The organism is Nonomuraea composti (genome assembly GCF_012034275.1).
GTDB classification, from domain to species: Bacteria; Actinomycetota; Actinomycetes; order Streptosporangiales; family Streptosporangiaceae; genus Nonomuraea; species Nonomuraea composti.
On the sequence record NZ_JAATEP010000035.1, the window covers coordinates 44,697 to 67,482 of the forward strand.

Annotated in this window: 21 protein-coding genes; 15 read left to right on the top strand and 6 right to left on the bottom strand. The window is 72.6% G+C overall.

The window, feature by feature from the left end; all coding sequences use genetic code 11:
• Positions 1-2 precede the first annotated feature (2 nt).
• The 4 genes from HCN51_RS37790 to HCN51_RS37805 all read left to right on the top strand — a co-directional run bounded on the left by HCN51_RS37790 (position 3) and on the right by HCN51_RS37805 (position 7,109).
• Positions 3-2,783, top strand: a complete 2,781-nt coding sequence (locus HCN51_RS37790) for a helix-turn-helix transcriptional regulator (protein ID WP_168016608.1) — start codon at positions 3-5, stop codon at positions 2,781-2,783.
• A gap of 78 nt (positions 2,784-2,861) precedes the next feature.
• Positions 2,862-3,680 carry a helix-turn-helix domain-containing protein gene (locus HCN51_RS37795; protein ID WP_168016610.1) on the top strand — a complete coding sequence of 273 codons (819 nt, stop codon included), beginning with the start codon at positions 2,862-2,864 and terminating at the stop codon, positions 3,678-3,680.
• Between the two features lie 4 nt (positions 3,681-3,684).
• A complete protein-coding gene (locus HCN51_RS37800) occupies positions 3,685-5,742 on the top strand; it encodes an AAA family ATPase (RefSeq protein ID WP_168016612.1) in 2,058 nt (685 codons plus the stop codon).
• A 143-nt stretch (positions 5,743-5,885) separates the two neighbouring features.
• Positions 5,886-7,109, top strand: a complete 1,224-nt coding sequence (locus HCN51_RS37805; RefSeq protein WP_240973684.1) for a cytochrome P450 family protein — start codon at positions 5,886-5,888, stop codon at positions 7,107-7,109.
• Here the strand turns inward: HCN51_RS37805 and HCN51_RS37810 are convergent.
• Positions 7,087-7,380, bottom strand: coding sequence for a DUF1330 domain-containing protein (locus HCN51_RS37810; RefSeq protein WP_168016616.1), 294 nt, complete (start codon positions 7,378-7,380; stop codon positions 7,087-7,089). The two genes, HCN51_RS37805 and HCN51_RS37810, sit on opposite strands and share 23 nt — an antisense overlap.
• Before the next feature lie 66 nt (positions 7,381-7,446).
• Between HCN51_RS37810 and HCN51_RS37815 the strand changes: the two genes are divergently transcribed.
• The gene (locus HCN51_RS37815; RefSeq protein WP_168016619.1) at positions 7,447-7,860 is read left to right on the top strand and encodes a MarR family winged helix-turn-helix transcriptional regulator; all 414 of its coding nucleotides are present in this window, start codon (positions 7,447-7,449) and stop codon (positions 7,858-7,860) included.
• A 246-nt stretch (positions 7,861-8,106) separates the two neighbouring features.
• Here HCN51_RS37815 and nuoH read toward each other — a convergent pair whose 3' ends face one another.
• The 5 genes from nuoH to HCN51_RS37840 form a co-directional block, all read right to left on the bottom strand.
• Complete coding sequence (gene nuoH / locus HCN51_RS37820; RefSeq protein ID WP_080043578.1) at positions 8,107-9,048, bottom strand: NADH-quinone oxidoreductase subunit NuoH; 942 nt, start codon at positions 9,046-9,048, stop codon at positions 8,107-8,109.
• The gene (locus HCN51_RS37825; protein ID WP_346433936.1) at positions 9,041-9,616 is read right to left on the bottom strand and encodes an NADH-quinone oxidoreductase subunit C; all 576 of its coding nucleotides are present in this window, start codon (positions 9,614-9,616) and stop codon (positions 9,041-9,043) included. The genes nuoH and HCN51_RS37825 overlap by 8 nt, the downstream gene beginning before the upstream one ends.
• Positions 9,613-10,131 (bottom strand): NADH-quinone oxidoreductase subunit B, encoded by a 519-nt coding sequence (locus tag HCN51_RS37830; protein WP_240973685.1) that lies wholly within the window; start codon positions 10,129-10,131, stop codon positions 9,613-9,615. Before HCN51_RS37830 ends, HCN51_RS37825 begins: the two co-directional genes overlap by 4 nt.
• A 126-nt stretch (positions 10,132-10,257) precedes the next feature.
• Entirely contained in the window at positions 10,258-11,295 is a 1,038-nt protein-coding gene (locus HCN51_RS37835; RefSeq protein ID WP_168016621.1) for a M48 family metalloprotease, read from the bottom strand.
• A gap of 168 nt (positions 11,296-11,463) precedes the next feature.
• Positions 11,464-11,835, bottom strand: a complete 372-nt coding sequence (locus tag HCN51_RS37840) for an NADH-quinone oxidoreductase subunit A (protein ID WP_168016623.1) — start codon at positions 11,833-11,835, stop codon at positions 11,464-11,466.
• Positions 11,836-11,944: 109 nt separating this feature from the next.
• On the opposite strand from HCN51_RS37840, the gene HCN51_RS37845 reads away from it, so the two are divergent.
• The 10 genes from HCN51_RS37845 to HCN51_RS37885 all read left to right on the top strand — a co-directional run bounded on the left by HCN51_RS37845 (position 11,945) and on the right by HCN51_RS37885 (position 22,778).
• A complete protein-coding gene (locus HCN51_RS37845) occupies positions 11,945-13,420 on the top strand; it encodes a polysaccharide deacetylase family protein (RefSeq protein WP_168016625.1) in 1,476 nt (491 codons plus the stop codon).
• Positions 13,421-13,453: 33 nt separating this feature from the next.
• Entirely contained in the window at positions 13,454-13,543 is a 90-nt protein-coding gene (locus HCN51_RS63130; RefSeq protein ID WP_311132193.1) for a putative leader peptide, read from the top strand.
• A gap of 125 nt (positions 13,544-13,668) precedes the next feature.
• Positions 13,669-15,513 (top strand): 2-oxoacid:acceptor oxidoreductase subunit alpha, encoded by a 1,845-nt coding sequence (locus tag HCN51_RS37850; protein ID WP_168016627.1) that lies wholly within the window; start codon positions 13,669-13,671, stop codon positions 15,511-15,513.
• The gene (locus tag HCN51_RS37855; RefSeq protein WP_168016629.1) at positions 15,506-16,552 is read left to right on the top strand and encodes a thiamine pyrophosphate-dependent enzyme; all 1,047 of its coding nucleotides are present in this window, start codon (positions 15,506-15,508) and stop codon (positions 16,550-16,552) included. The genes HCN51_RS37850 and HCN51_RS37855 overlap by 8 nt, the downstream gene beginning before the upstream one ends.
• A 138-nt stretch (positions 16,553-16,690) precedes the next feature.
• Positions 16,691-17,572 carry an NAD-dependent epimerase/dehydratase family protein gene (locus HCN51_RS37860; RefSeq protein ID WP_168016631.1) on the top strand — a complete coding sequence of 294 codons (882 nt, stop codon included), beginning with the start codon at positions 16,691-16,693 and terminating at the stop codon, positions 17,570-17,572.
• A gap of 55 nt (positions 17,573-17,627) precedes the next feature.
• Entirely contained in the window at positions 17,628-18,287 is a 660-nt protein-coding gene (locus HCN51_RS37865; protein ID WP_168016633.1) for a polysaccharide deacetylase family protein, read from the top strand.
• Positions 18,287-19,189 (top strand): glycosyltransferase family 2 protein, encoded by a 903-nt coding sequence (locus tag HCN51_RS37870; protein ID WP_168016635.1) that lies wholly within the window; start codon positions 18,287-18,289, stop codon positions 19,187-19,189. Before HCN51_RS37865 ends, HCN51_RS37870 begins: the two co-directional genes overlap by 1 nt.
• Positions 19,186-20,190 carry a GNAT family N-acetyltransferase gene (locus tag HCN51_RS37875; RefSeq protein ID WP_240973686.1) on the top strand — a complete coding sequence of 335 codons (1,005 nt, stop codon included), beginning with the start codon at positions 19,186-19,188 and terminating at the stop codon, positions 20,188-20,190. Before HCN51_RS37870 ends, HCN51_RS37875 begins: the two co-directional genes overlap by 4 nt.
• Positions 20,191-20,293: 103 nt before the next feature.
• A complete protein-coding gene (locus HCN51_RS37880) occupies positions 20,294-21,601 on the top strand; it encodes a nucleotide sugar dehydrogenase (protein ID WP_168016646.1) in 1,308 nt (435 codons plus the stop codon).
• Positions 21,591-22,778 (top strand): glycosyltransferase family 4 protein, encoded by a 1,188-nt coding sequence (locus tag HCN51_RS37885; protein WP_168016648.1) that lies wholly within the window; start codon positions 21,591-21,593, stop codon positions 22,776-22,778. Before HCN51_RS37880 ends, HCN51_RS37885 begins: the two co-directional genes overlap by 11 nt.
• Positions 22,779-22,786 lie beyond the last annotated feature (8 nt).

Here is a 22,786-nt window from a genome sequence, read left to right on the forward strand (position 1 = left end):
TGATGAACGAGCACACGACGGCCGCCCGCCCGAGCCTGCCCCGCAGGGAGACTGCGCAGCTCACCCGGCTGCTGGAGCAGGCGCGGCAGGGCGGCGGCACGGCCCTGGTCGTCCACGGGGAGGCGGGGCTCGGCAAGACCGTCCTGCTGGACGACCTGATGGCCACCGTGCGCGGCGCCCAGGTGCTGCGTGCCTCCGGCGCCGAGTTCGAGCGGGACCTGGCCTTCACCGCGTTGCACCAGCTCTGCGCGCCGCTGCTCCCCCTGATCGACCGGCTGCCCGCGCCGCAGCGCACGACCCTGCGCACGGCGTTCGACCTGGAGGAAGGGCCCGCTCCTGACCCGCTCGTCATCGGGCTCGCCGTGCTCGGCCTGCTGGCGGAGGCGGCCACGGCCGGGCCGGTCATCTGCGTCCTGGACGACGCCCAGTGGATGGACGCCGGCTCGGCGCAGGCTCTCGCCTTCGTCGCGCGCCGGATCGAGGCCGAGCCCGTCACCCTGCTGTTCGCCATGCGCGAGCCGGACGCGGTGCCGGCGCTGGCGGTCCTGCCCCGCCTGCGCCTGTCGGCGCTCACCGGCGACGAGGCCGCCGCCCTCCTGGCGCGGCTGCCGCACGCCCCGCTGGAGCCGGAGATCCGCCGCCGGCTCATCGCCGAGGCCCGCGGCAACCCCCTCGCCCTGATCGAGCTGCCGTACGACCTGGGCCCGCCCGGCTACCCCGGCCAGCTCGCCCTGCCGGTGGCCGACCTGGTCGAGCAGACGTTCCAGCGCCGCTTCCGCGCGCTGCCCGAGCGCACCAGGCGGCTGCTGACGCTGGCCGCCGCCGAGCCGCGCGGCGACATCAGGGTGCTGCGGCACGCCGCGGAGCTCGACGGCCTCTCCCTGGCCGACGCCGAGCCGGCCGAGACCGCCGGGCTGCTCCAGCTCGACGCCCACGTCCGCTTCCGTCACCCGCTGGTACGCTCGGCGATCTACCGCCTGGCCACCGACGACGAGCGCAGGCACGCCCACGGCGCCCTGGCCCGCGCCTTCGACCCCGCCCGCCACCCCGACCGGCGGATCTGGCATCTGGCGCAGGCGGCGGACGAGGCCGACGAGCACCTGGCCCGCGAGCTGGAGCGCCTGGCCGGCCGGGCGCGCAGCCGTGGCGGCGTCGCGGCCGCGGCCGCCTTCCTGGAACGCGCCACCGAGCTGACCCCCGATCCCGCGCAGAGGGCCCGGCGCGCGGTGCGCGCCGCCCAGGCCAAGCACGAGGCGGGCGCTTCGGAGCAGGCCGCCGCCCTGCTCGCCGCCGCCGACGCCGGGCCGCTCGACGACGCCTGGCGGGCCCGCCTGCTGCGGTTGCGCGGGCAGATCGCGTTCACCTCGCGGCGCGGCGACGACGCCCCCATGCTGCTGCTGGAGGCGGCCCAGCAGATGGCGCCGCTGGACCCGGCGCTCGCCCGCCGGACCTCGCTGGAAGCGCTCTGGGCCGCGACCGGCGCCGAGCGCAACGGCGACGCGCAGGGCATCAGGGCCGTCGCCGCGGCGATCCTGAACGGCCCCGCCGCCCCGCACGCTGCCGAGCCGCCCGGTGGGCGCGGCACCGCCGACCCGCACGCCGCCGAGCCGACCGGCATGCGCGGCACCGAGCCGACCGACCTGCTCCTGGAGGGCCTGGCCACGCTGTTCACCCAGGGCCAGCGCGCCGCCGTCCCCCTGCTGCGCGCCGCCGTCGACGCCTTCGACCAGGTGAACGACCCCCGCTGGCTGCCCGTCGCCTGCCGGGCGGCGTGGGACCTGTGGGACGAGGTCGCGCTCGACCGGCTCGCCACCCGGTGCGTCGAGCTGGCCCGGGAGGCGGGGGCGCTCACGTTCCTGCCGCTGGCGCTCAACTTCCAGGCGGTGGCCGCCACCTACGCGGGACGCTTCACCGCCGCCTCGGCCATGACCGAGCAGGCACACGCCCTCACCGAGGCCATCGCCGGCGCTTTCGCCCCGTACGCGGCCATCGTCCTGGCCGCCCACCAGGGCGACCGCGGCCGGGCCCAAGACCTGTTCGACCAGAGCGTGCGAGCCGCCGCCGAGGGCGCGGGCGGGTTCGTCACGATCGTCGAGTACGCCACGGCCGTGCTGCACAACGGCCTGGGCGACCACGAGGCCGCGCTCGCGCCGGCCCGGCAGGCGGCCGGGCGCAGCCGCCTGTTCTGGAGCGCCGCCGCGCTGCCCGAGCTCGTCGAGGCCGCCGCCCGCACCGGCCGGGCGGACCTGGCCGCCCCCGCCCTGGCCGAGCTCGCCGAGCTGACGGAGGCGGCGGGCACCGAGTGGGGCCTGGGCGTGCTGGCCCGCAGCCGCGCCCTGCTCAGCGAGAGGCCCGGCGAGCTGTACGAGGAGGCCGTGGCCCGCCTCAGCGGCACCCGGGTCGCCGTTCAGCTCGCCCGCACGCACCTGCTCCACGGGGAGTGGCTGAGCAGGGCCGGCGAGCGGGCGGCGGCCCGCGCGAGCCTGCACGAGGCCCACCGCATGTTCGACGACATGGGCGCGGCGGCCTTCGCCCAGCGTGCCGCCCGTGGCCTGCGCGAGCTCGGGGACCGGCCGGTCAGCTCCGCCCCGTCCGTCCTCGACGCCCTGACCTCCCAGGAGGCCCACATCGCCCGCCTGGTGGCCACGGGCAGGACCTCGCGCGAGGTGGCCGCGGAGCTCTTCCTCAGCCCGCGCACGATCGACGCGCACCTGCACAACATCTACCGCAAGCTCGGCATCGGCTCGCGCCGGCAACTGCGCGAGCTGGACCTGCGAGGCTGACCGGTGCGGCATCGCTCGTCCAGCCTGGGAATGACGCACCCAGGCAGCGCACCGGCCGGGTGCCTAACCTGGGATGTCATGGACAGCGAGCGCAACGATCCGCTGGGGCGGTTCCTGCGTGAACGCCGTGCGCGGGTGCGTCCCGAGCAGGTCGGCCTGCCCGCGCACGGCCGCCGCCGGGTCCCGGGCCTGAGCCGCGACGAGGTCGCTCACCTGGCCCGCCTCAGCACCGGCTACTACGCCCGGCTCGAACAGGGCCGCGAGCGCCCCACGCGCGAGACCGTGGAGAGTCTGGCGCGGGCGCTGCGCCTGGACGAGCAGGCGGTGGCCGAGCTGTACCGGCTGGCCCGGCCGGCCGCGCGGCGGCGCCGTCCGGGCCGGGTCGAGCGGGTCGCGCCCGAGGTGCTGTCCCTGCTGGACGGCTGGACGGTGGCGCCCGCCCTGATCCTCGGCTGGTCCGGGGACGTGCTGGCGCGCAACCCGCTGGCCGCCGTCCTGCACGACCGGTTCGTCCGCGGCGACAACCTGCTGCGCATGATCTTCCTCGATCCGGCGGGACGGCAGTTCTTCCTCGACTGGGCGGCCACCGCCCGGGCCGCCCTGCACGACCTGCGCTGGGCCGCTCGCGAGGCCCCCGACGAGCACGGCCTGCGCGAGCTCGTCGGCGAGCTGGCGATCGGCAGCCCGGACTTCCGCCAGATGTGGGCGGCGCCCGAGCCGCGCGGCAGGCCCAGGCCCGGCGACCGCTTCCACCACCCGGACGTGGGAGAGCTGCGCCTGCGTACCGAGATCTTTCCCATCACCAGCGCGCCCGGCCTGCGGCTCGTCGCCTGGCCGGCGGAGCCGGGCTCCCGCTCGGCCCAGGCACTGGCCCTGCTGGGCACGCTGGCCACGTGAAGAGGTGATCCCCATCCCCGACTTCAGCCCGCCGGCCCGGCTGGGCGAGCGCCTGGACGCCGCGCGCGAGGAGGCGTTCACCGGCCGCGCGGCCCACCTCGCCGCCTTCCGCGACGCCCTGGAGGGCGGCCCGGTCGCGGTCCTGTTCGTGCACGGCCCCGGTGGCATCGGCAAGACGAGCCTGCTGCGCCGCTACGCCCGCGAGGCCCGCGGGTACGGACGCCACGTCGTCCGGATCGACGGCCGCAGCCTCGTGCCGTCGCCTGGGGCCTTCGGGTCCGCGGCGGCCGCCGCGCTCGACGACCCGCGCGCGGTCCTGCTCGTGGACGACTTCGAACGCTGCCAGGGGCTCGAAGAGTGGCTCAGCGAGTCGTTCCTGCCCCGCCTGCCCGCGACGGTGCTCACGGTCATCGCCGGGCGGCAGCCGCCGGGCAGCCGCTGGAGCGAGGACGCCGGCTGGGCGCGGGCGATGCGCGTGCTGCCGCTGGGCAACCTGCGCGAGGAGGAGGCGAGGAGCCTGCTGCACGCACTCGGGGTGGCGGCGCCGCGGCACGAGGCCCTGCTCCGCGTCACCGGCGGCCACCCGCTGGCCCTCGGCATGGCCGCCAGGCTCGCCCTCGGCTCCGGCGATCCGCTCAGTGACCTGCCGGGCGAGCTGCCCGGTGACGTGCTTCGCCACCTGCTCGACCGCCTCGTGGGCGAGGTCCCCACGCCCGGCCACCGCCGCGCCCTGGAGGTGTGCGCGCACGTGCTGGACACCACGCAGGCGCTGCTGCGCACCGTCCTGCCCGACCAGGCGGGGGAGCTGTTCGCCTGGCTGCGCCGCCAGCCCTACATCGTGCCGGGCCGCCACGGCCTGCACCCGCACGACCTGGTGCGCGACCTCCTCGACGCGGACCTGCGCTGGCGCGACCCCGACGGCTACCAGGAGATGCACGAGCAGGTCCGGGCCTACCTCGTCGAGCGGGCCAGGACCGCCTCGGGGGCGGAGGTGCTGCCCGCCACGCTGGCCCTGTCCTACCTGCATCGGCACAACGGCTTCGTCGCCCGCTTCATCACCTGGCGCGGCGACGGCGGCCTGCACGAGGACGCCCTGCTGCCCGCCGATCGGACGGCCGTCCTGAGCCTGGTCGAGCGGGCCGAAGGGGCGCGTTCGGCCGCGGTCGCCGCCTTCTGGCTGGAGCGGCAGCCGTCCGCCTTCCGCGTGTACCGGACCGTTCGGGGCGAGCCGGTCGCCGTGCTGGCGTGGCTGCGGCTGGAGGCCGAGCGTCAGGACGAGGTGGAGCGCGATCCCGTCGTGGCCGCCGCCTGGGAGCACGTGCGCGCCCGCCGGCCGTTGCGCCCGGGTGAGGAGATCGGCGTCGCCCGGTTCCTCGTGCACCCGGCCGCGCACGAGCGGCCCTCTCCGGCCATGGACCTCATGATCCATCGCGTGCTGGCGCAGTTCATCCACGGGCGGCGGCTCGCGTGGTCCTTCACCGCGCTGCGGGATCCGTTCTGGGGGCCGCTCATGGCCTACATCGACCAGCGTGCGCTGCCGCGGCCCGTCCTCGCCGGCGACCGGCCCACCACGCTGTACGCGCACGACTGGCGGGCCGTTCCCGTGGGCCGGTGGCTGGAGTTCAGCGGGACGGTCGAGCTGGGCGGGCCGGCAGAGCCGCCGATCGCCGGCTCCACGCCCCGCCGGCGCCCTGCGTTCGCCGTACTGACCCGCGAGCAGTTCGCCGCCGCCGTCACGCAGGCGTTGCAGGACCTGCGCCGGCCCGACCGGCTGGCGGCCGGCCCGCTGATGCGCACCCGGCTCGTCGCCGGGGCCGAGGACGGCCGGGAGCGGCTGCGGGAGCTGCTGACCTCGGCGATCGGCGCCCTGGCCGGTGACCCCCGCACCGCCAAGCTGCACCGTGCGCTGGCCACCGCCTACCTGCACGCCGCTCCCACCCAGGAGGCCGGCGCCGAGCGGCTGGCCGTCTCGCTGAGCACCTACCGGCGGCACCTGGCCCGCGGCACCGAGCTGATCATCGAGGAGCTGTGGGAGCGCGAGCTGCGCGAAGCCGACGCGTGATCCACGGGCTCGCACGAAGATGACGCGTGATCCACGAGCTCGCACGAAGATGGCGCGTGATTCGCGAGCCGCACAGACATGACGCGTGATTGACGTGTCGCTGCTCTGGTCGCTGACGTGCCCTCCGGCGAACCATGCCGGTCATGACCGTCCACCATGACGACCTCGTCGTCGTCGGCACCGCCGAGTTCAAGGCCGATGCCCATGCCCGCTACGCCCGGCTGCGCGCGCAGGGGCCCCTCCACCGGGTGCGCTCGGCCGATGGCGGGATCACCTGGCTGGTCGTCGACTACGAGCTGGCCCGGCAGGCCCTCGCCCATCCGGCGCTCAGCAAGGATCCCGAGCCGTTCGCCGAGCAGCTACGCGCGGCGGGGCGGCACATCCTGCTGGCCGGCTCCGGTTTCGGCGGGAACATGCTGATGTCCGACCCGCCGCAGCACACCCGGCTGCGCCGGCTGGTGTCGAAGGCGTTCACCCCGGCCGCCGTCGAGCGGCTCGCGCCCAGGATCGAGGAGCTGGCGAACGAGCTGATCGACGTCATCGCGCCCCAGGGCGGCGCGGACCTGGTCACCGCCTTCACCGGCCCGCTGCCGATGGCGGTCATCTGCGAGCTGCTGGGCGTGCCCGAGCACTGCCGGGACGACCTGCAGCGGTGGACCCGCCAGGGCATGGGCACGCCGTCGCCACGGCAGCGCGAGGCCCTGCTCGCCCTCAACACCTATCTGCGGGTCCTGCTGGCCACCAAGCGCACCGCTCCCGCCGACGACCTGCTGTCGCGCCTGATCGCCGTCCACGACGACGACCACGGCCGCCTGTCGTCGACCGAGCTGCTGGGCACCGCCGTCATCCTGGTCGTCGCCGGGCACGAGACCACGGTGAACCTGCTGGGCAACGCCGTCGCCGCTCTCCTGGACCACCCCGAGCAGGCCGCGTACCTGCGGGCGAATCCCGAGCGGCTGCCGGCGGCGGTGGAGGAGTTCCTGCGCTTCGACGCGCCGGTGGAGGTCACTCCCGCTCGGTTCGCCACCGAGGACCTGCTGCTCGGCGGGCGGCACATCAGGCGCGGCGAGACGGTGACCGTCGCCCTCACCTCGGCGAGCCGTGCGGCGGGCCCCGCCGAGAGCGCCGACCGCCTCGACGTGACCCGCCCTGACCCGCGCCACCTGGCCTTCGGCCACGGCATCCACTACTGTCTGGGCGCCCCCTTGGCGCGGCTCGAAGGCGCCGTGGCACTGCGCGTGCTGCTGGCCCGGCTGCCCGATCTGGCCTGGGCGGACCCGTCGGCCGAGCGCCGGTGGCTGCCGGCGGGGATCACGCGCGGGCCGGTCGCGCTGCCGGTGCGTTTCACTGCTCAGGCGCCTCGATGACCAGGGCGTGCGCCTTGGCGAAGGTCTGGCGGAACTCCTTCAGCGGCGCGTAGTCCTCGGAGTGGTAGAACGCCTCGACGGCCTGCTTGCTGTCGAACCGCAGGATGACGCCGAAGGCCGGCTTGGCGTCGGTCTCCAGCACCAGCGGCTGGGGGTCGCGGGCCACGGGGACGCCTCCGTAGCGGCTGACGAGCTCCAGGGTGGCCGTCTCGTACTCGCGGAACTTCTGCTCGTCCTCGGGGGTGACGCTGATGATCATGTATGCACTCATGGCGAGAAACCTAGCACGCAATTATCTTGTGCACAAGATAAGTGTGCACGTGGTAGATTGCGACGCATGCGGCTCGACGAGCAGATCTGCTTCTCCCTGGCCACCGCGTCCCGCTCGGTGGCCGCCCTCTACCGCCCGCTGCTGGACCGGGTGGGCCTCACCCAGCCGCAGTACATGGTCATGCTCGTGCTGTGGGAGCGCGGGCACGCCTCCATCAAGGAGATCGCCGCCGCGCTCCAGCTCGACCACGGGACGCTCACGCCGCTGCTCAAGCGCCTGGAGGCGGCGGGCCACATCGTGCGCCGCCGCCGGGCCGACGACGAGCGCAGCGTCGACATCGAGCTGACCCCCCAGGGCGCGGCACTGCGCGGGCAGGCACGGAGCATCCCCGGCGAGATCAACCAGGCGTTGCCGCTCACGGAGGAGGAGAGCGCCACGCTGCGTGAGCTGCTCGCCAAGCTCGGCGCCGCCAACGGCTGAGGCCGGGTCTTGCCGAGCCAGGCGGTTCCCGGGACAAGCGATTTTCGCCGAGGCGCGAGCCGGGGGCCGCCGCCAGGCTGGTCACGAGACGCGGCAGCGCCGTTCAGCGCCGCAGGCGGGCAGGAGAGCACGATCCTCGCGATGACCCGCAGGACGATCGAGATCGCCCGAGCGCTCGTGCGAGGACGGCAGGCCGAGCCCGCGCGGCACGACCAGGGCTGAGACGCGCGGGGCCGGGGTCGCCGGTCAGGTGAGGACCCTGACGATGCCGGTGAGGGCGAGCTGGGCGAGGGACAGGGGGACCAGGACGGCCCAGGCCAGCTTCTGGAGCTGGTCCTCGCGCAGGCGCGGGTACGTGACGCGCAGCCAGATCACGACGAAGGCCAGGAAGAAGACCTTCACCAGCGTCCACAGCCAGCCCGGCAGGAACGGCCCCTGCCAGCCGCCCAGGAACAGGACGGTGGTCAGGAACGACAGGACGACGATCCCGACGTACTCGGAGAGCATGAACAGGGCGAAGCGCATGCCGGTGTACTCGGTCATCGGGCCCATGATGATCTCCGACTCGGCGATCGGCATGTCGAACGGCGGGCGGCGCAGCTCGGCGAGGCCCGCGAGGAAGAAGACGACGGCGCCGATCGCCTGCCAGGGCAGCCACCACCACTGCCACGCTTCGACGATGCCCGGGATCGACAGGGTGCCCGCCGCCATGGCCACCGAGGAGGCGGCCAGGACCAGCGGCAGCTCGTACGACATGAGCTGGGCGGCGGAGCGCATGCCGCCGAGGACGGAGTACTTGTTGGCCGACGCCCACCCCGCCATGATCGAGCCGAGCACGCCGATGCCCATGACGGCGAGGACGAAGAACAGGCCGAGGTCGAGGTTCACGGCGACGGCGTCGCGGTCGATGGGGATGGCGATCAGGACGACCAGGTACGGCACCAGCGCCACGCCCGGGGCGATCATGAAGATGCGGCGGTCGGCCGCGGCCGGGACGACGTCCTCCTTCTGCGCGAACTTCACCCCGTCGGCGATCAGCTGCGCCCAGCCGTGGAAGCCGCCCGCGTACATGGGGCCGAGCCTCGACTGCATGTGCGCCATGACCTTGTGCTCGGTCTGGCCGATGATCAGCGGCAGGACCAGGAACACGGCGAGGATGACGACGAAGCTCAGCACCACTTCAAGCATCAGGTGGCCCCCAGTCGGCTGGAACTCCTGGCGGAAGGGTCTTGCGGCGGCTCGGCGCGCCGTGGCCCGACTCCCCCGGCTCCTTCGCGCCCGGCCACGGCTTGGCGACGCGCGCGGCCAGGATGAAGTCCTTGCGCAGCGGGTGGCCCTCGAAGCCGTCGGGGAGCAGGAGCGGGACGAGGTTGGGGTGGCCGTCGAAGATCACCCCGAACATCTCGTACGTCTCGCGTTCGTGCCAGTTCGCGCCCCGGTAGACGCCGACGGCGGTGGGCAGGCGCGGGTCGTCGCGCGGTACGTGGGTGCGCAGGAGCAGGCGCCGGCCCGCGGCCGGGTTGTAGACGTGGGCCACGACGGCGAACGCGTCGGGCGGCTCGTCGACGCCGGTCAGCCAGTCGAAGAAGGCGAAGCCGAGGGTGTCGCGGACGTGGGTGAGCAGGGCGAGCCAGTCGGCGGGGGCGACGTCGATCGTGGTGTCGCCGAAGGACTCGGAGACCTGGGCGCGGTCGCCGAAGCTCTCGGCGAGGGAGGCGCGCAGGTCCGGCGCGTCGGCGGGGTCGTTCGGGGTCACCGCTGCGGCTCCTCGTCCGGGCCCTCGTCCGGGCCCTCGTCCGGGCCCTCGGGGTGGTCCGCGTGGGGGCGGGACCAGACGTAGCGGTCGCTGAGCTTCTCGCCGGCGATCTTCTCCTGGAGCTTCGTGATGCCGTACAGGAGGGCTTCGGGACGGGGCGGGCAGCCGGGCACGTAGACGTCGACCGGGATGATCTGGTCGACCCCGTTGGTGACGCAGTACGAGTCCCAGTACGGGCCGCCGGAGTTGGAGCAGGCGCCGAACGAGATGACGTACTTGGGGTCGGGCATCTGCTCGTAGAGGCGCTTGACGGCCGGGGCCATCTTGTCGGTGACCGTGCCCGAGACGATCATGAGGTCGGCCTGTCTCGGGCCGTTCGCGAACGGGATCACGCCGAAGCGGATGAAGTCGTGGCGGCTCGTCGAGGCGGCGATGAACTCGATGGCGCAGCAGGCCAGCCCGAAGTTGAACACCCACAGCGAGTAGCGGCGCCCCCAGTTGAGGACGAAACGCATGGGTTTGGGCGCCAACCGTGAGATCGGGCCCACGGTGGGCATCGGGAGATCCGTCGCTGCCATATGGCCATTCTTGCGCGGATCAGAGGGGAGGCAAAGGAATCAGGAGCCGGGGCGTCCCCGCGGTCAGTGGTAGAGGGCCGAGCGGGCGTTCTCCTTGATCGCCTGCGCCACGTGCCGCGCGACCGCGCCGAGCTCCTGGTCGACCGCCTCGCCCGCGGCCTCGGCCGGCACCCGTCCCTCCTGGTGCGGCAACGCGGCCACCCGCTCCATCCGCAGGTACGTGGGCGGGTGGGTGCTGTCCCAGCGGACGTCCTCCGACCGGGCGGCCTCCTGGCGGCGCTCCAGCTCGGCGGCGGGAACGGCCTCGACGGCGGCGCGGAGGGCCGTCCACAGGTTCTCGGGCTTGGCGATGAGCGCGCTCGTCTCCAGGAAGCTGATCACGGACGGCGCCCTGGTGGTCGTGGTGTCCAGCAGCGCGATCATGGCGGACGTGCCCGCCGCCCGGACGCCCAGCTCGTCCGCGCGGTACTCGGCGCGCTGGGACGAGCGGTGCAGCAGGAGCTCCATCGCCACCATCAGGCCACGGACGGGCAGACCGACCAGGGCGAGCAGGCATTCGGCGAAGAGCCGGGCCACGCCGTCGCCCTCCCTCCAGTCGAAGCGCGTCACGTCGATCAGCACGGCCAGCGAGTGGAGCGCGCTGCCCACGAGGAAGCCGTGACGGCTGTCGCCGTTCGAGGAGTGGGCCATCTCGTGGGCGAGCAGCGCGATGCGCTCCTGCGGGGTGAGGATCAGCCACATCGGGTAGCCGATCTCGATCACCGGGCGGCGGCGCCAGCCGTACGCGTGGGCGGAGGCGTTCACCTCGCCGCTGACGGCGACGATGTCGGTGCGCGGGGCGTTCGCCTCGGCGCCGATGCGGTCGAGCAGGGCGAACAGGTGCGGGGCCGTCTCCCGGGTGAGGGGCCGGGTCTCCGGTGGGAACGGGGCGGGGCGGGGGCGCAACAGCCAGGCCAGGTCGAGCGCCACCAGGGCCGGGAGGATGGCGAAGAGGGTGCCCCGGGTGAGGAGGTGGATGCCGAGAAGGAGGAAGGCGGGGGTGAGGAGGTGGGTCAGGAGGGCGAGGATGTGGACGGCGACCCGGGCGAGGCCGGCGGACATCGCGAGCCCCTGCCCCGTGGAACCGGGCGGGGCGGGCGGTAAGGGCTGTGACGACGGGCCGGACGGGGGGTGAGCGGACATGGCACAGCAAGATAGCCGGGGCCCACGGCGCGCCGCCCATGGAAAGCGCGCCACCGTCGAAAGCGCGCCGCCCGCCTCACATGGCGTCTACGTCCAGGACAGGACGCGCTTGCGCCAGGCGTACAGGATGCCCAGGGCGATGAAGCCCAGGAAGACGAACATCTCCACCAGCGTGGTCACCCCGTAGCCGGGCGCGTCGAAGACGGTGGCCCAGGGGAAGAGGAAGACGGCGTCCACGGCGAAGACGACGTACAGGTAGGTGAAGACGTAGTAGCGCACCTGTGACTGCGCCCAGCCCTCCCCCACGGGGTCGACCCCGCACTCGTACGTGGTCAGCTTCTCCGGGGTGGGCCGGGTGGGCCGGAGGAGGCGGTTGGCGAGCAGGGCGCCGGCCACGATGGCGACGCCGAGGGCGAGGAGCGCGGCGACGAGCACGTACGACCCGAAGTAGCCGTCCATGAAGTGATCGTAACCCGCGCCCGCTCGGGTACCCAGTGCGGTCAAAGTGTCCGGAGCTATCACACAAAATCGGGGTAAATCGTAAGATCGACGCCATACCCTGACATGCATGCATAAATCGCGATTCTTCTCCGGAATCGCCCTGCTGGCCCTCTCGGCCTCAGGGTGCGGTCTGGCCGCCGCCTCCCCCGAGAGGGACGTCGTGGTCCCGGCTGAGCCGACGGCCATCGACTTCGTCGACCCCGCGACCGTCATCGGCCTGTCCACCAGGACCGTGACCGAAGGCGACTCCTCGGGCAGCAGGTACGTGCACATCGACTACCCCGAGTTCGCCGGCGCGACCGCGCTCAACCGCGAGCTGCGCGCCCAGGCCGAGCGCCAGTTGCGCGAGTTTCGAGCCAGGAACCGCAATGTCGAGCCCGTGAGCCCGCGCCCCGAGCTGAACGTCGACTGGCAACTCGCCGTCGCCTCCCCGGAGGCGGTCGCGGTGCGCCTGCGCACCGGCGAGTTCCAGGGCGACAGTTGGGCGAACTCGACCCGGACGTTCTGGTTCGACCCGCGCACGGGCCGGGCGACGGGCTCGACCGGGCTCCTGAACGGCCGCCCCGCCCTCGTCCGGCTCGCCGAGCTGGTACGGGAGCAGCTCAAGGGCAGGGAACTGGTCAAGAAGAAGGGGAGCCAGGCTGAAAGCGACGCGTTCGACTCGATGGCGTTCAACCATCGCGGCGACCTCGTCGTGGAGTTCGACGACTGCCAGATGGGCCCCTGCTCGCTGGGCCGGGTCGCCGTCGCGGTGCCGGCCGACCGGGTCGCGCCGCTGCTGTCGGCGCTGGGCCGGCAGGCGCAGCGCAGCGTGCGGGAGACGCGGGCGGGCAGGAGCGCGGACACCCCGCGTTTCGCCCCCACGACCAGCCCGGACGCGGTCAGCAACCGGGCGGGCAGCGTGGACTGCAGGAAGGTCAGGTGTGTGGCGCTGACCTTCGACGACGGGCCGGGGCCGTACACGGGCCGGCTGCTCGACCTGCTGAAGGCGGGGCGGGCGCGGGCCACGTTCTTCACCGTCGGCAGCAACGCGATGGCGCAGCCGGCGCTGCTGCGGCGGATGAGCGTGGAGGGCCACCTCGTCGGCAACCACACGTGGGCCCATAGGGACCTGTCGAAACAGGCCAGCAGCAGGATCACCGACACGCTGGCCAAGACGGGGGACGCGGTGTCGGCCGTCATCGGGCAGACGCCGACGCTGGTGCGGCCGCCGTACGGGGCGACGAGCCAGCGGTTGCACGACGTCGCGCGCGAGATGGGGTTCGCCCTGGTCACGTGGGACGTGGACACGAAGGATCAGAACGGCGGCAAGGTGGAGGACATCGCGGACCGGGCCGTGCGCGGAGCGCATCCGGGTGCGATCATTCTTATGCACGACATTCATCGGGAAACCGTGGATGCGGTTCCGGACATCCTCAAAAGGCTGCGCGGGAAGGGTTACACCTTCGTGACCGTTCCAGAGTTGTACGGCTCGGTGGGGATGCAGGCCGGACGCCTTTACAGGTCAGGGAACGAGCTGCCGCGCAAGCAGCCCCTGACATAGCGCATGTGTTGGGGGGACGTATAGTTGGCGCTCGTGACCCGAACCGTCCTGTTCGCCCGCCTGCATGTAGACCTCTGCAGGCTCGCGTCCGGGCTGTGTCGTCGTTCTCCCACCTCACCCTGACTGACTCCGACCGCGTTTACCCGCTTTGCGCGGCATGCAAACGCGTGACCTTCCGAGGATCTAGCATGGAAACAGAGAACGCGCCCGAAGCAACCGCGCATTGGCGCGTCGAGGAGGACTGAGCTGTGACGAAGCAGGTCCAGCAACTCGACCGCGTGATCATCAGATTCGCTGGGGACTCCGGCGACGGCATGCAGCTGACCGGTGACCGCTTCACGGCCGGCACTGCGGAGTTCGGCAACGACCTGTCGACACTCCCCAACTTCCCAGCGGAGATCCGCGCGCCCGCAGGCACCCTGCCCGGCGTGTCGAGTTTCCAGTTGCACTTCGCCGACCACGACATTCTCACGCCCGGCGACGCGCCGAACGTGCTCGTGGCCATGAATCCGGCCGCGCTCAAGGCCAACCTGGGCGACCTGCCCAGGGGCGCGGACATCATCGCCAACACCGACGAGTTCACCAAGCGCAACCTGCAGAAGGTCGGCTACGCCGCAAACCCGCTGGAGGACGACTCGCTCAGCGAGTGGCGCGTGCACGCGGTGCCGCTGACGTCGCTGACGGTCAAGGCGCTGGAGGGCTTCGACCTGTCCAAGAAGGACGCGGAGCGCTCGAAGAACATGTTCGCCCTCGGCCTGCTGTCGTGGCTCTACCACCGGCCGATCGAGAACACGATCAAGTTCCTGGAGCAGAAGTTCGCCAAGAAGCCCGACGTGGCCAAGGCGAACATCGCGGCCTTCCAGGCGGGCTGGAACTACGGTGAGACGACCGAGTCGTTCTCCGTCTCGTACGAGGTCAAGCCCGCGCAGCTGGCTCCCGGTGTCTATCGCAACATCTCCGGCAACCAGGCGCTGGCCTACGGATTGATCGCCGCCGCCGTGCAGTCGAAGCTGCCGCTGTTCCTGGGCTCGTACCCGATCACCCCGGCCAGCGACATCCTGCACGAGCTGAGCAAGCACAAGCGGTTCGGCATTCGCACGTTCCAGGCGGAGGACGAGATCGCGGGCGTCGGCGCGGCGCTCGGGGCCGCGTTCGGCGGCGCGCTCGGCGTGACGACGACCAGTGGCCCGGGTGTGGCGCTGAAGGCGGAGACGATCGGCCTCGCGGTCACCACGGAGCTGCCGCTGATCGTGGTGGACGTGCAGCGGGCCGGGCCCAGCACGGGCATGCCGACGAAGACCGAGCAGACCGACCTGCTGATGGCCATGTTCGGGCGCAACGGCGAGTCGCCGGTGCCGATCGTGGCGCCGATGTCGCCGAGCGACTGCTTCGACGCGGCCGTCGAGGCGGCCAGGATCGCGGTCAAGTACCGCACGCCGGTCATGCTGCTGTCGGACGGCTACCTGGCCAACGGCTCCGAGCCGTGGCGCCTGCCCGAGGTCTCCGAGCTGCCGGACATCTCGCAGGAGTTCACCACCGAGCCGAACGGCGCCGACGGCGAGTTCCTGCCGTTCAAGCGCGACACCGAGACGCTGGCCCGCCCGTGGGCCATTCCCGGCACGCCGGGTCTGGAGCACCGGATCGGCGGCATCGAGAAGGCCGACGGCACGGGCAACATCTCCTACGACCCGAACAACCACGACCTGATGGTCCGCACGCGGGCCGCCAAGATCGCCGGCATCGACGTCCCCGACCTTGAGGTCGACGATCCCGACGGCGACGCGAAGGTGCTGGTGCTCGGCTGGGGCTCGACGTACGGGCCGATCGCCGCCGCCGCGCGGCGCATCAGGCGCTCGGGCGGCAAGGTCGCCCAGGCCCACCTGCGTCACCTCAACCCGCTGCCCGCCAACACCGGCGAGGTGCTCAAGCGCTACGACAAGGTGCTGCTGCCCGAGATCAACCTCGGCCAGCTCGCCCTGCTGCTGCGGGCCAGGTACCTCGTCGACATCATCAGCTACAACCGTGTGCGCGGGCTCCCGTTCAAGGCCGAGGAGCTGGCCGGAGTCATCCAGGACGTGATCGACAGTGACTGAGCTGGTCAACGGGAAGGGCCTGTCGCTCGTTCCCAAGACGGACGTCAAGCAGACCCTGAAGGACTTCAAGTCCGACCAGGAGGTGCGCTGGTGCCCCGGCTGCGGTGACTACGCGATCCTGGCCGCGGTGCAGAGCTTCCTGCCCGAGCTGGGGCTCAAGCGCGAGAACATCGTGTTCGTCTCCGGCATCGGCTGCTCCTCGCGCTTCCCGTACTACCTCAACACCTACGGCTTCCACTCCATCCACGGCCGGGCGCCGGCGATCGCCACCGGCCTGGCGGCCAGCCGGCCCGACCTGAGCGTGTGGGTGATCACGGGTGACGGTGACGCGCTGTCGATCGGCGGCAACCACCTGATCCACGCGCTGCGCCGCAACGTCAACCTGAACATCCTGCTGTTCAACAACAGGATCTACGGTCTGACGAAGGGCCAGTACTCGCCCACCTCCGAGGTCGGCAAGATCACCAAGTCGACGCCGATGGGCTCGCTGGACAAGCCGTTCAACCCGATCTCGCTGGCCATCGGCGCCGAGGCGTCGTTCGTGGCCCGCACCATCGACTCCGACCGCAAGCACCTGCAGTCGGTGCTGCGCGAGGCCACCGCCCACCGCGGCACGTCGCTGGTCGAGATCTACCAGAACTGCAACATCTTCAACGACAACGCCTTCGAGCCGCTCAAGGACCCCGAGGTGCGCGACGACATCACGCTGCGGCTGGAGCACGGCCAGCCGATCGTGAGCGCGTCCAAGGCGGTCGTGCGCGGCGCGAACGGCGGCGTCGAGGTCGTGGCCCGCGACAGCGTGAGCGAGGAGCAGATCCTCGTGCACGACGCGCACAACCCCGACCCGTCGGTGGCGTTCGCGCTCAGCAGGCTCGACGAGCCGGCGTTCGAGCACGTGCCGATCGGCATCTTCCGCAGCGTCGACCGGCCGTCGTACGAGTCGCTGATGGCCGAGCAGCTCGACGAGGCCGTTGCGCAGAAGGGCCCGGGCGACCTGAGCGAGCTGCTGATGGGCGGCGACACCTGGCGCATCGGCTGATTTCGCAAACGAAGGGATGGCGATGACCTCTGGTCGTCGCCATCCCTTTTGGTGGCGCGAATCGGTGGAGCGAAACGTCCGGTACGACTCGGACGATCCCCTACCGGCAGCCCATCGACACGACTCAGGCGGGGGCGTATGTGGCAGGGGACGCGGGCCCTGGTGACGGGCGCGACCGGGTTCATCGGGGCACGACTGGCCCGGCGCCTGACCGAGCTGGGCGCGCAGGTGCACGCCGTCAGCCGCAGGAGCCCGGCGGGCGAGGGCTGGCACCAGGCCGATCTGAGCGACGCCGCCGCCACTAGCGCGCTGGTCGAGCGGGTGCGGCCCGAGGTGGTCTTCCACCTGGCCAGCGAGGTCACCGGAGTCCGCGAGCCGGAGACGGTGGCGCCGACGCTGGCCGCCAACCTGGGCGCCGCGGTGAACCTCATGACGGCCGTGACCGGCACCGGCGTGCGCAGCGTGGTGCTGGCGGGCTCGGTGGAGGAGCCGCGTGACGGCCAGGCGCCCGGCTCGCCGTACGCGGCGGCCAAGGCGGCGGCGACCGGGTACGCCCGCATGTTCCACGCCCTGTGGCAGGTCCCGGTGTCGGTGCTGCGGGTGGCCATGGTGTACGGCCCCGGCGAGCCGAACCCGCGCCGGCTGGTCCCGTACGTGACGGCGTCGTTGCTGCGCGGCGAGTCGCCCGAGCTGACCTCCGGCACCCGGCTGGTCACCTGGGTCTACGTCGAGGACGTCGTGGACGCGTTCGTCCGGGCGGGGGCAAGTGGTGAGGCGGCCGGGCACGTGCTCGACATCGGCACCCCCGAGCCCGTCTCCATCCGGCACACCGCGGACCTGATCGCCGACATCGTCGGCGGCCCCGCCCGCCCGGTCTACGGCGCGGTGGCGGCCCGGCCGCTGGATCGCACGCAGCGCTCGGACATCGAGCCGGCCGCGCGGGTGCTCGGCTGGCGGCCGGTCACCTCGCTCGCGACCGGCCTCACAAAAACTGTCGAATGGCATTCAAAGCGCGTGTAACGGTCCATCCCGGGCCGCGATAACACTCCTGGCGGCACTCTGATCAGGGGGCGGGATGCGTGCGGTGACGAACCTGACCGTGCACGGCATCGGCGGCACGACCCGGGAGCTGGATCGGGGCGAGGATGCGACGTGGGTGTCGGTCGAGCAGTTCGAGCAGGTGGTGGACGCCGTGGCCGGCCGGCCCGACGTCCGCATCACCTTCGACGACGGCAACGCCTCCGACGTGGAGATCGCCCTGCCCCGGCTGCTGGAGCGCGGGCTGAAGGCGGAGTTCTTCGTGCTGGCCGGGCTGCTCGGCGAGCCCGGCAGGCTGGACGCCGACGGCGTGCGCGAGCTGGTCGGCAAGGGCATGCGGGTGGGCTCGCACGGCTGGGCGCACCGCGACTGGCGCACGATCACCGAGCGGCAGGCGGCCGAGGAGCTGGAGCGGGCACACGAGGTGCTCGGCGAGCTGACCGGCGCGCCGGTGTCGCGGGTGGCGATCCCGTTCGGCTCGTACGACCGGCGGGTGCTGCGCCGCTTACGCCGGGCCGGCGTGACCAGGGCCTACACCAGCGACGGCGGCCGGGCCAGACCCGGCTCCTGGCTGCAGGCCCGCAACAGCCTCAGGCACGACCTCGACGCCTCCTGGATCGGCCGGGTGCTGAGCGGCCCCTCGCTCGGCCGGCGGGCCGGCAAGCTGGGCATGCGGCTGTACAAGCGGGTGCGCTGATGCGCAGGGCCGCGGTCGTCATCGTCACCTACAACAGCGCCGGCGTGCTCCAGGGCTGCCTCGACTCGCTGCCGCCGGGCGCGAAAGGTGTGGAGCTGGCCGAGGTCGTGGTGGCCGACAACGCCTCCAAGGACGACTCCGTCGCCATCGCCGAGAAGGCCGGGGCGACCGTGGTGCGGGTGGGCAGGAACGCCGGGTACGCGGCGGCGATCAACGCCGGGATCGCCCGGCTCGACCTCGACCGGCTCGACGGCGTCTACGTGCTCAACCCCGACTGCCGGCTGCGCCCCGGCGCCATCGCGCCGCTGCTGGACTCGCTGCGGGAGCCGGGGCGGGGCATCGCGGTGCCGTACATGGTCAATCCCGACGGCACGCTGCAGCCGTCGCTGCGAAGGATGCCGACCGTGGGCCGGGCGCTGGTCGAGGCGGTGGTCGGCGGCGGGCTGGCCGGGCGCATCGGCACGCTGGGCGAGCTGGTGACCGACCCGCGCGACTACGCCGAGCCGGGCGCGTTCGCCTGGGCGACCGGCGCGGCCATGCTGCTGTCGCCGCGGGTCATCCGGGACGTGGGGCCGTGGGACGAGTCGTTCCTGCTCTACAGCGAGGAGACCGACTACTGCCTGCGGGCCGCCGACCTGGGCTACGCCACCTGGTACGAGCCCGCCTCGGTGATCGAGCACATCGGCGGCGACTCGGGGGTGAACCCGATGCTGGCCTCCATGCTCGTCGTCAACAAGGTGCGCCTGTACCGGCGGCGGCACGGGCCGGTGTCGGGGGCGGCGTACTACCTGACCGTGCTGGCGGGCGAGGCGGTGCGGGCGCTGGCGGGCCGGCGCACGTCCAGGGCCAGCGTGGCGGCGCTGCTGCGGCCCTCCCGGCGGCTCACGGCGCTGCCGCAATGAGCGCGATGGAGGTCAAGGGGTTCGACGCGCTGACGAGGGCGGAGCTGGACGAGTGGGAGGAGGTCCGGGCCGGCAATCCGGCGCTGGACAGCCCGTACTTCCATCCCGGCTTCTCGGCGGCGGTGCACGCCAGTGGCCGGGCCGTGCACGTGGCGGTGGGCGACGGCGTGTTCGTGCCGCACCACAGGGACGGGCGGCTGCTGCGCCCCGTCGGCTGGCCCGGCGCCGACTTCCAGGGGCCGATCCTGGCCGCGGGCACCCCGTTCCGGCCGCTGGACCTGATGGGCGGGGGCGCGGGCGGGTACGCGTTCGACCACCTGGTGGAGGGGGCGCCCGGGTTCGAGCGGTACGTGGTGACGCGCCGGCCCTCGCCGTACCTGGACGTCACCGGCGGCCTGGAGGGGTACCTGGGGCGCGCCTCGAAGAGCGGCAAGGACAACATGGGGCAGGCCAGGCGGCGGGCCGCCAAGGCGGGGCGGGAGCTCGGCGCGGTGCGGTTCGAGGCCGACTCGGCCGACGCGGACGCGCTGGCGCGGGTGATCGAGCTGAAGCGCGCCCAGTACGCCGCGACCGGCGCCAGGGACTACTTCGCCGAGCCCGACCGGATCCGGCTGTTGGAGAGCCTGCTGAAGACGCGCGATCCGGCCTTCGGCGGCGTGCTGTCCACGGTGCACGCGGGGCCGCGGCTCCTGGCGGCGCACTTCGGCATCAGGTCGGGCGGGGTGCTGCACTGGTGGTTCCCGGTCTACGACCCGCAGCTCGCGCGGCTGTCGCCCGGCTGGATCCTGCTGCGGGAGCTGGTCGGCGCCGCCCCCGCGCTCGGGATCGCCCGCATCGATCTGGGCCGGGGCGAGGACGAGTACAAGCGGCGGGCCAAGACCGGCGAGAGCGTGGTGTGCCAGGGCATCGTGACCCGCAACCCGGTGCGCCGGGCGGCGGTGACGGCGCTGGCCAGGGCCAGGGAGATGGCCAGGAACGGACGTTTCCGAAGAAGTCGGTAACGTTCCAATCGGCCTGCCCGACATATCCCTTGGAGGCGGGGGAAATCGCGCGCTGCCCTCCAAAAGACGGTCCACGGTAGACGGTCCAACGCGGAGGGCGGCTATGCGGATCAGTGTCTTCGGGCTCGGTTACGTGGGGTGCGTCTCGGCCGCCTGCCTGGCCTCCCTGGGCCATCAGGTGACCGGGGTGGACGTGAACCCGGACAAGGTCGATCTGATCAACCAGGGGCAGGCCACGATCGTCGAGGAGCGCATCGGCGAGCTGATCGCCAAGACGGTCGCCGACGGCCGGTTGCGCGCCACCACCGACGCCGCCGCGGCGGTCGCGGGCAGCGAGGTGTCGCTGGTCTGCGTGGGCACCCCGTCGGCGCAGAACGGCAGCCTGTCCACGGCGTACCTGGAGCGGGTGGCCGAGCAGATCGGCCGGGCGCTGCGGCCCGGTCACGTGGTGGTCTTCCGCAGCACGATGTTGCCCGGCACCTGCGCCGAGCTGCTCGTGCCGATCCTGGAGCTGTCGTCGGGCCTGCGGGCGGGGGTGGACTTCGGGGTGGCGGTCAACCCCGAGTTCCTGCGCGAGGGCACCAGCGTGCGCGACTTCTTCGCGCCGCCCAAGACGGTGATCGGCGAGTCGGACCCGGCCTCCGGGGACAAGGTGGCCGCCCTGTACGAGGGCCTGCCCGGCGAGGTCTTCCGGGTGCCGATCCCCGTCGCCGAGATGACAAAATATGCGGACAACGCCTTCCATGCGCTCAAGATTGGCTTCGCCAACGAGATCGGCGCCATCTGCCAGGCCATGGGGCTCGACTCCCACCGCGTCATGGACGTCTTCCTCGCCGACCGCAAGCTCAACGTCAGCCCCGCCTACCTGCGCCCCGGCTTCGCCTTCGGCGGCTCCTGCCTGCCCAAGGACCTGCGCGGCCTCGTCTACGCCGCCAGGAAGGCCGACGTGAGCATCCCGCTGCTGTCGCACGTGCTGCCGGCCAACGAGGCCCACCTGCAGCGCGCCTTCGAGCTCGTCACCGCGCCCGGCCGGCGCCGCATCGGCATCTTCGGCCTGTCGTTCAAGCCCGGCACCGACGACCTGCGCGAGAGCCCGCTCGTCGAGCTGGCCGAACGCCTGCTCGGCAAGGGCTACGACCTGCGCATCTACGACGCCAACGTGTCCCTGTCCCGCCTGGTCGGCGCCAACAGGGCCTACATCGCCGACCGCCTGCCGCACCTCGGCGACCTGCTCGGCGACTCGGCGGACGACGTGCTCGACCACGCCGAGGTGTGCGTCGTCGGCTGCAAGGACGCGCCGGTGCTGGAGGCGCTGGCCCGCGCGGGCGACCGCGTGATCGTCGACCTCGTACGCCTTCCAGACGCGGAAACCCATCGGGGCAGAAGGGACTACACAGGCATTGGGTGGTAGAGCGCTCGTCCTCGTCGAGAACCTCTCCGTACCGCTCGACCGGCGCGTCTGGCAGGAGAGCACCGCCCTGCGCCAGGCCGGCTGGGAGGTGCACGTCATCTGCCCCAAGGGCGCCAAGCAGGACACGGAGGCGGAGGCCGTCATCGACGGCGTCCACATCCACCGCTACCCGCTGCGCGCCGCCACCGGCGGCCCCGTCGGGTTCGTCCGGGAGTACGGCTCCGCCCTGTGGCACACGCTCCGGATCGCCCGAAGGCTCGGCCGGTTCGACGTCGTGCACGGCTGCAACCCGCCCGACCTGTTCTTCCTGGTCGCGCTGGCCATGCGATGGCGCGGCACGCGCTTCGTCTTCGACCAGCACGACCTGGTGCCCGAGCTGTACCTGTCGCGGTTCGGGCGGGGGAAGGACCTGCTGTACCGGGCGGTGCTGCTGGCGGAGCGGCTGACGTACCGGGCGGCGCACGTGGTGATCGCCACCAACGAGAGCTACCGGGCGATCGCGCTGACCAGGGGCGGCAAGCGGCCGGACGACGTGTTCGTGGTGCGCAGCGCGCCCGTCGTCGAGCGCTTCCACCAGGTGCCGGCCGACGCGTCGGTGCGGCGCGGCAAGCCGTACCTGCTGTGCTACCTCGGCGTGATGGGCCCGCAGGACGGCGTGGACTACGCGCTGCGCAGCCTGGCCAGGCTGCGCGGCGAGCACGGCAGGTCGGACTGGCACGCGGTCTTCGTCGGCGGCGGCGACACCTTCGACGCGATGGTGGCGCTGGCCCGCGAGCTGGGCCTGGACGACTGCGTCGAGTTCACCGGCCGCATCCCCGACGAGGACCTGATGCGTTACCTCTCGACGGCCGACGTGTGCCTGTCGCCCGACCCGCTCAACCCGCTCAACGACGTCTCGACCATGAACAAGGTCATGGAGTACATGGCCATGTCCCGGCCCATCGTCTCCTTCGAGTTACGCGAGGCCCGCGTGTCGGCGGGCGAGGCGGCGCTCTACGCGCCCGCCAACGACGAGTCGGAGTTCGCCAAGCTCATCGCGCGGCTCCTGGACGATCCGGACGAGCGGCGGCGCATGGGCGAGATCGGGCGCGAGCGCGTGGCGGGCCCGCTGTCGTGGGAGCACTCGAAGACGGCGCTGCTGGCGGCCTACGAGGCCGCCGTCACAAGGTCGCGATGACGGCGGCA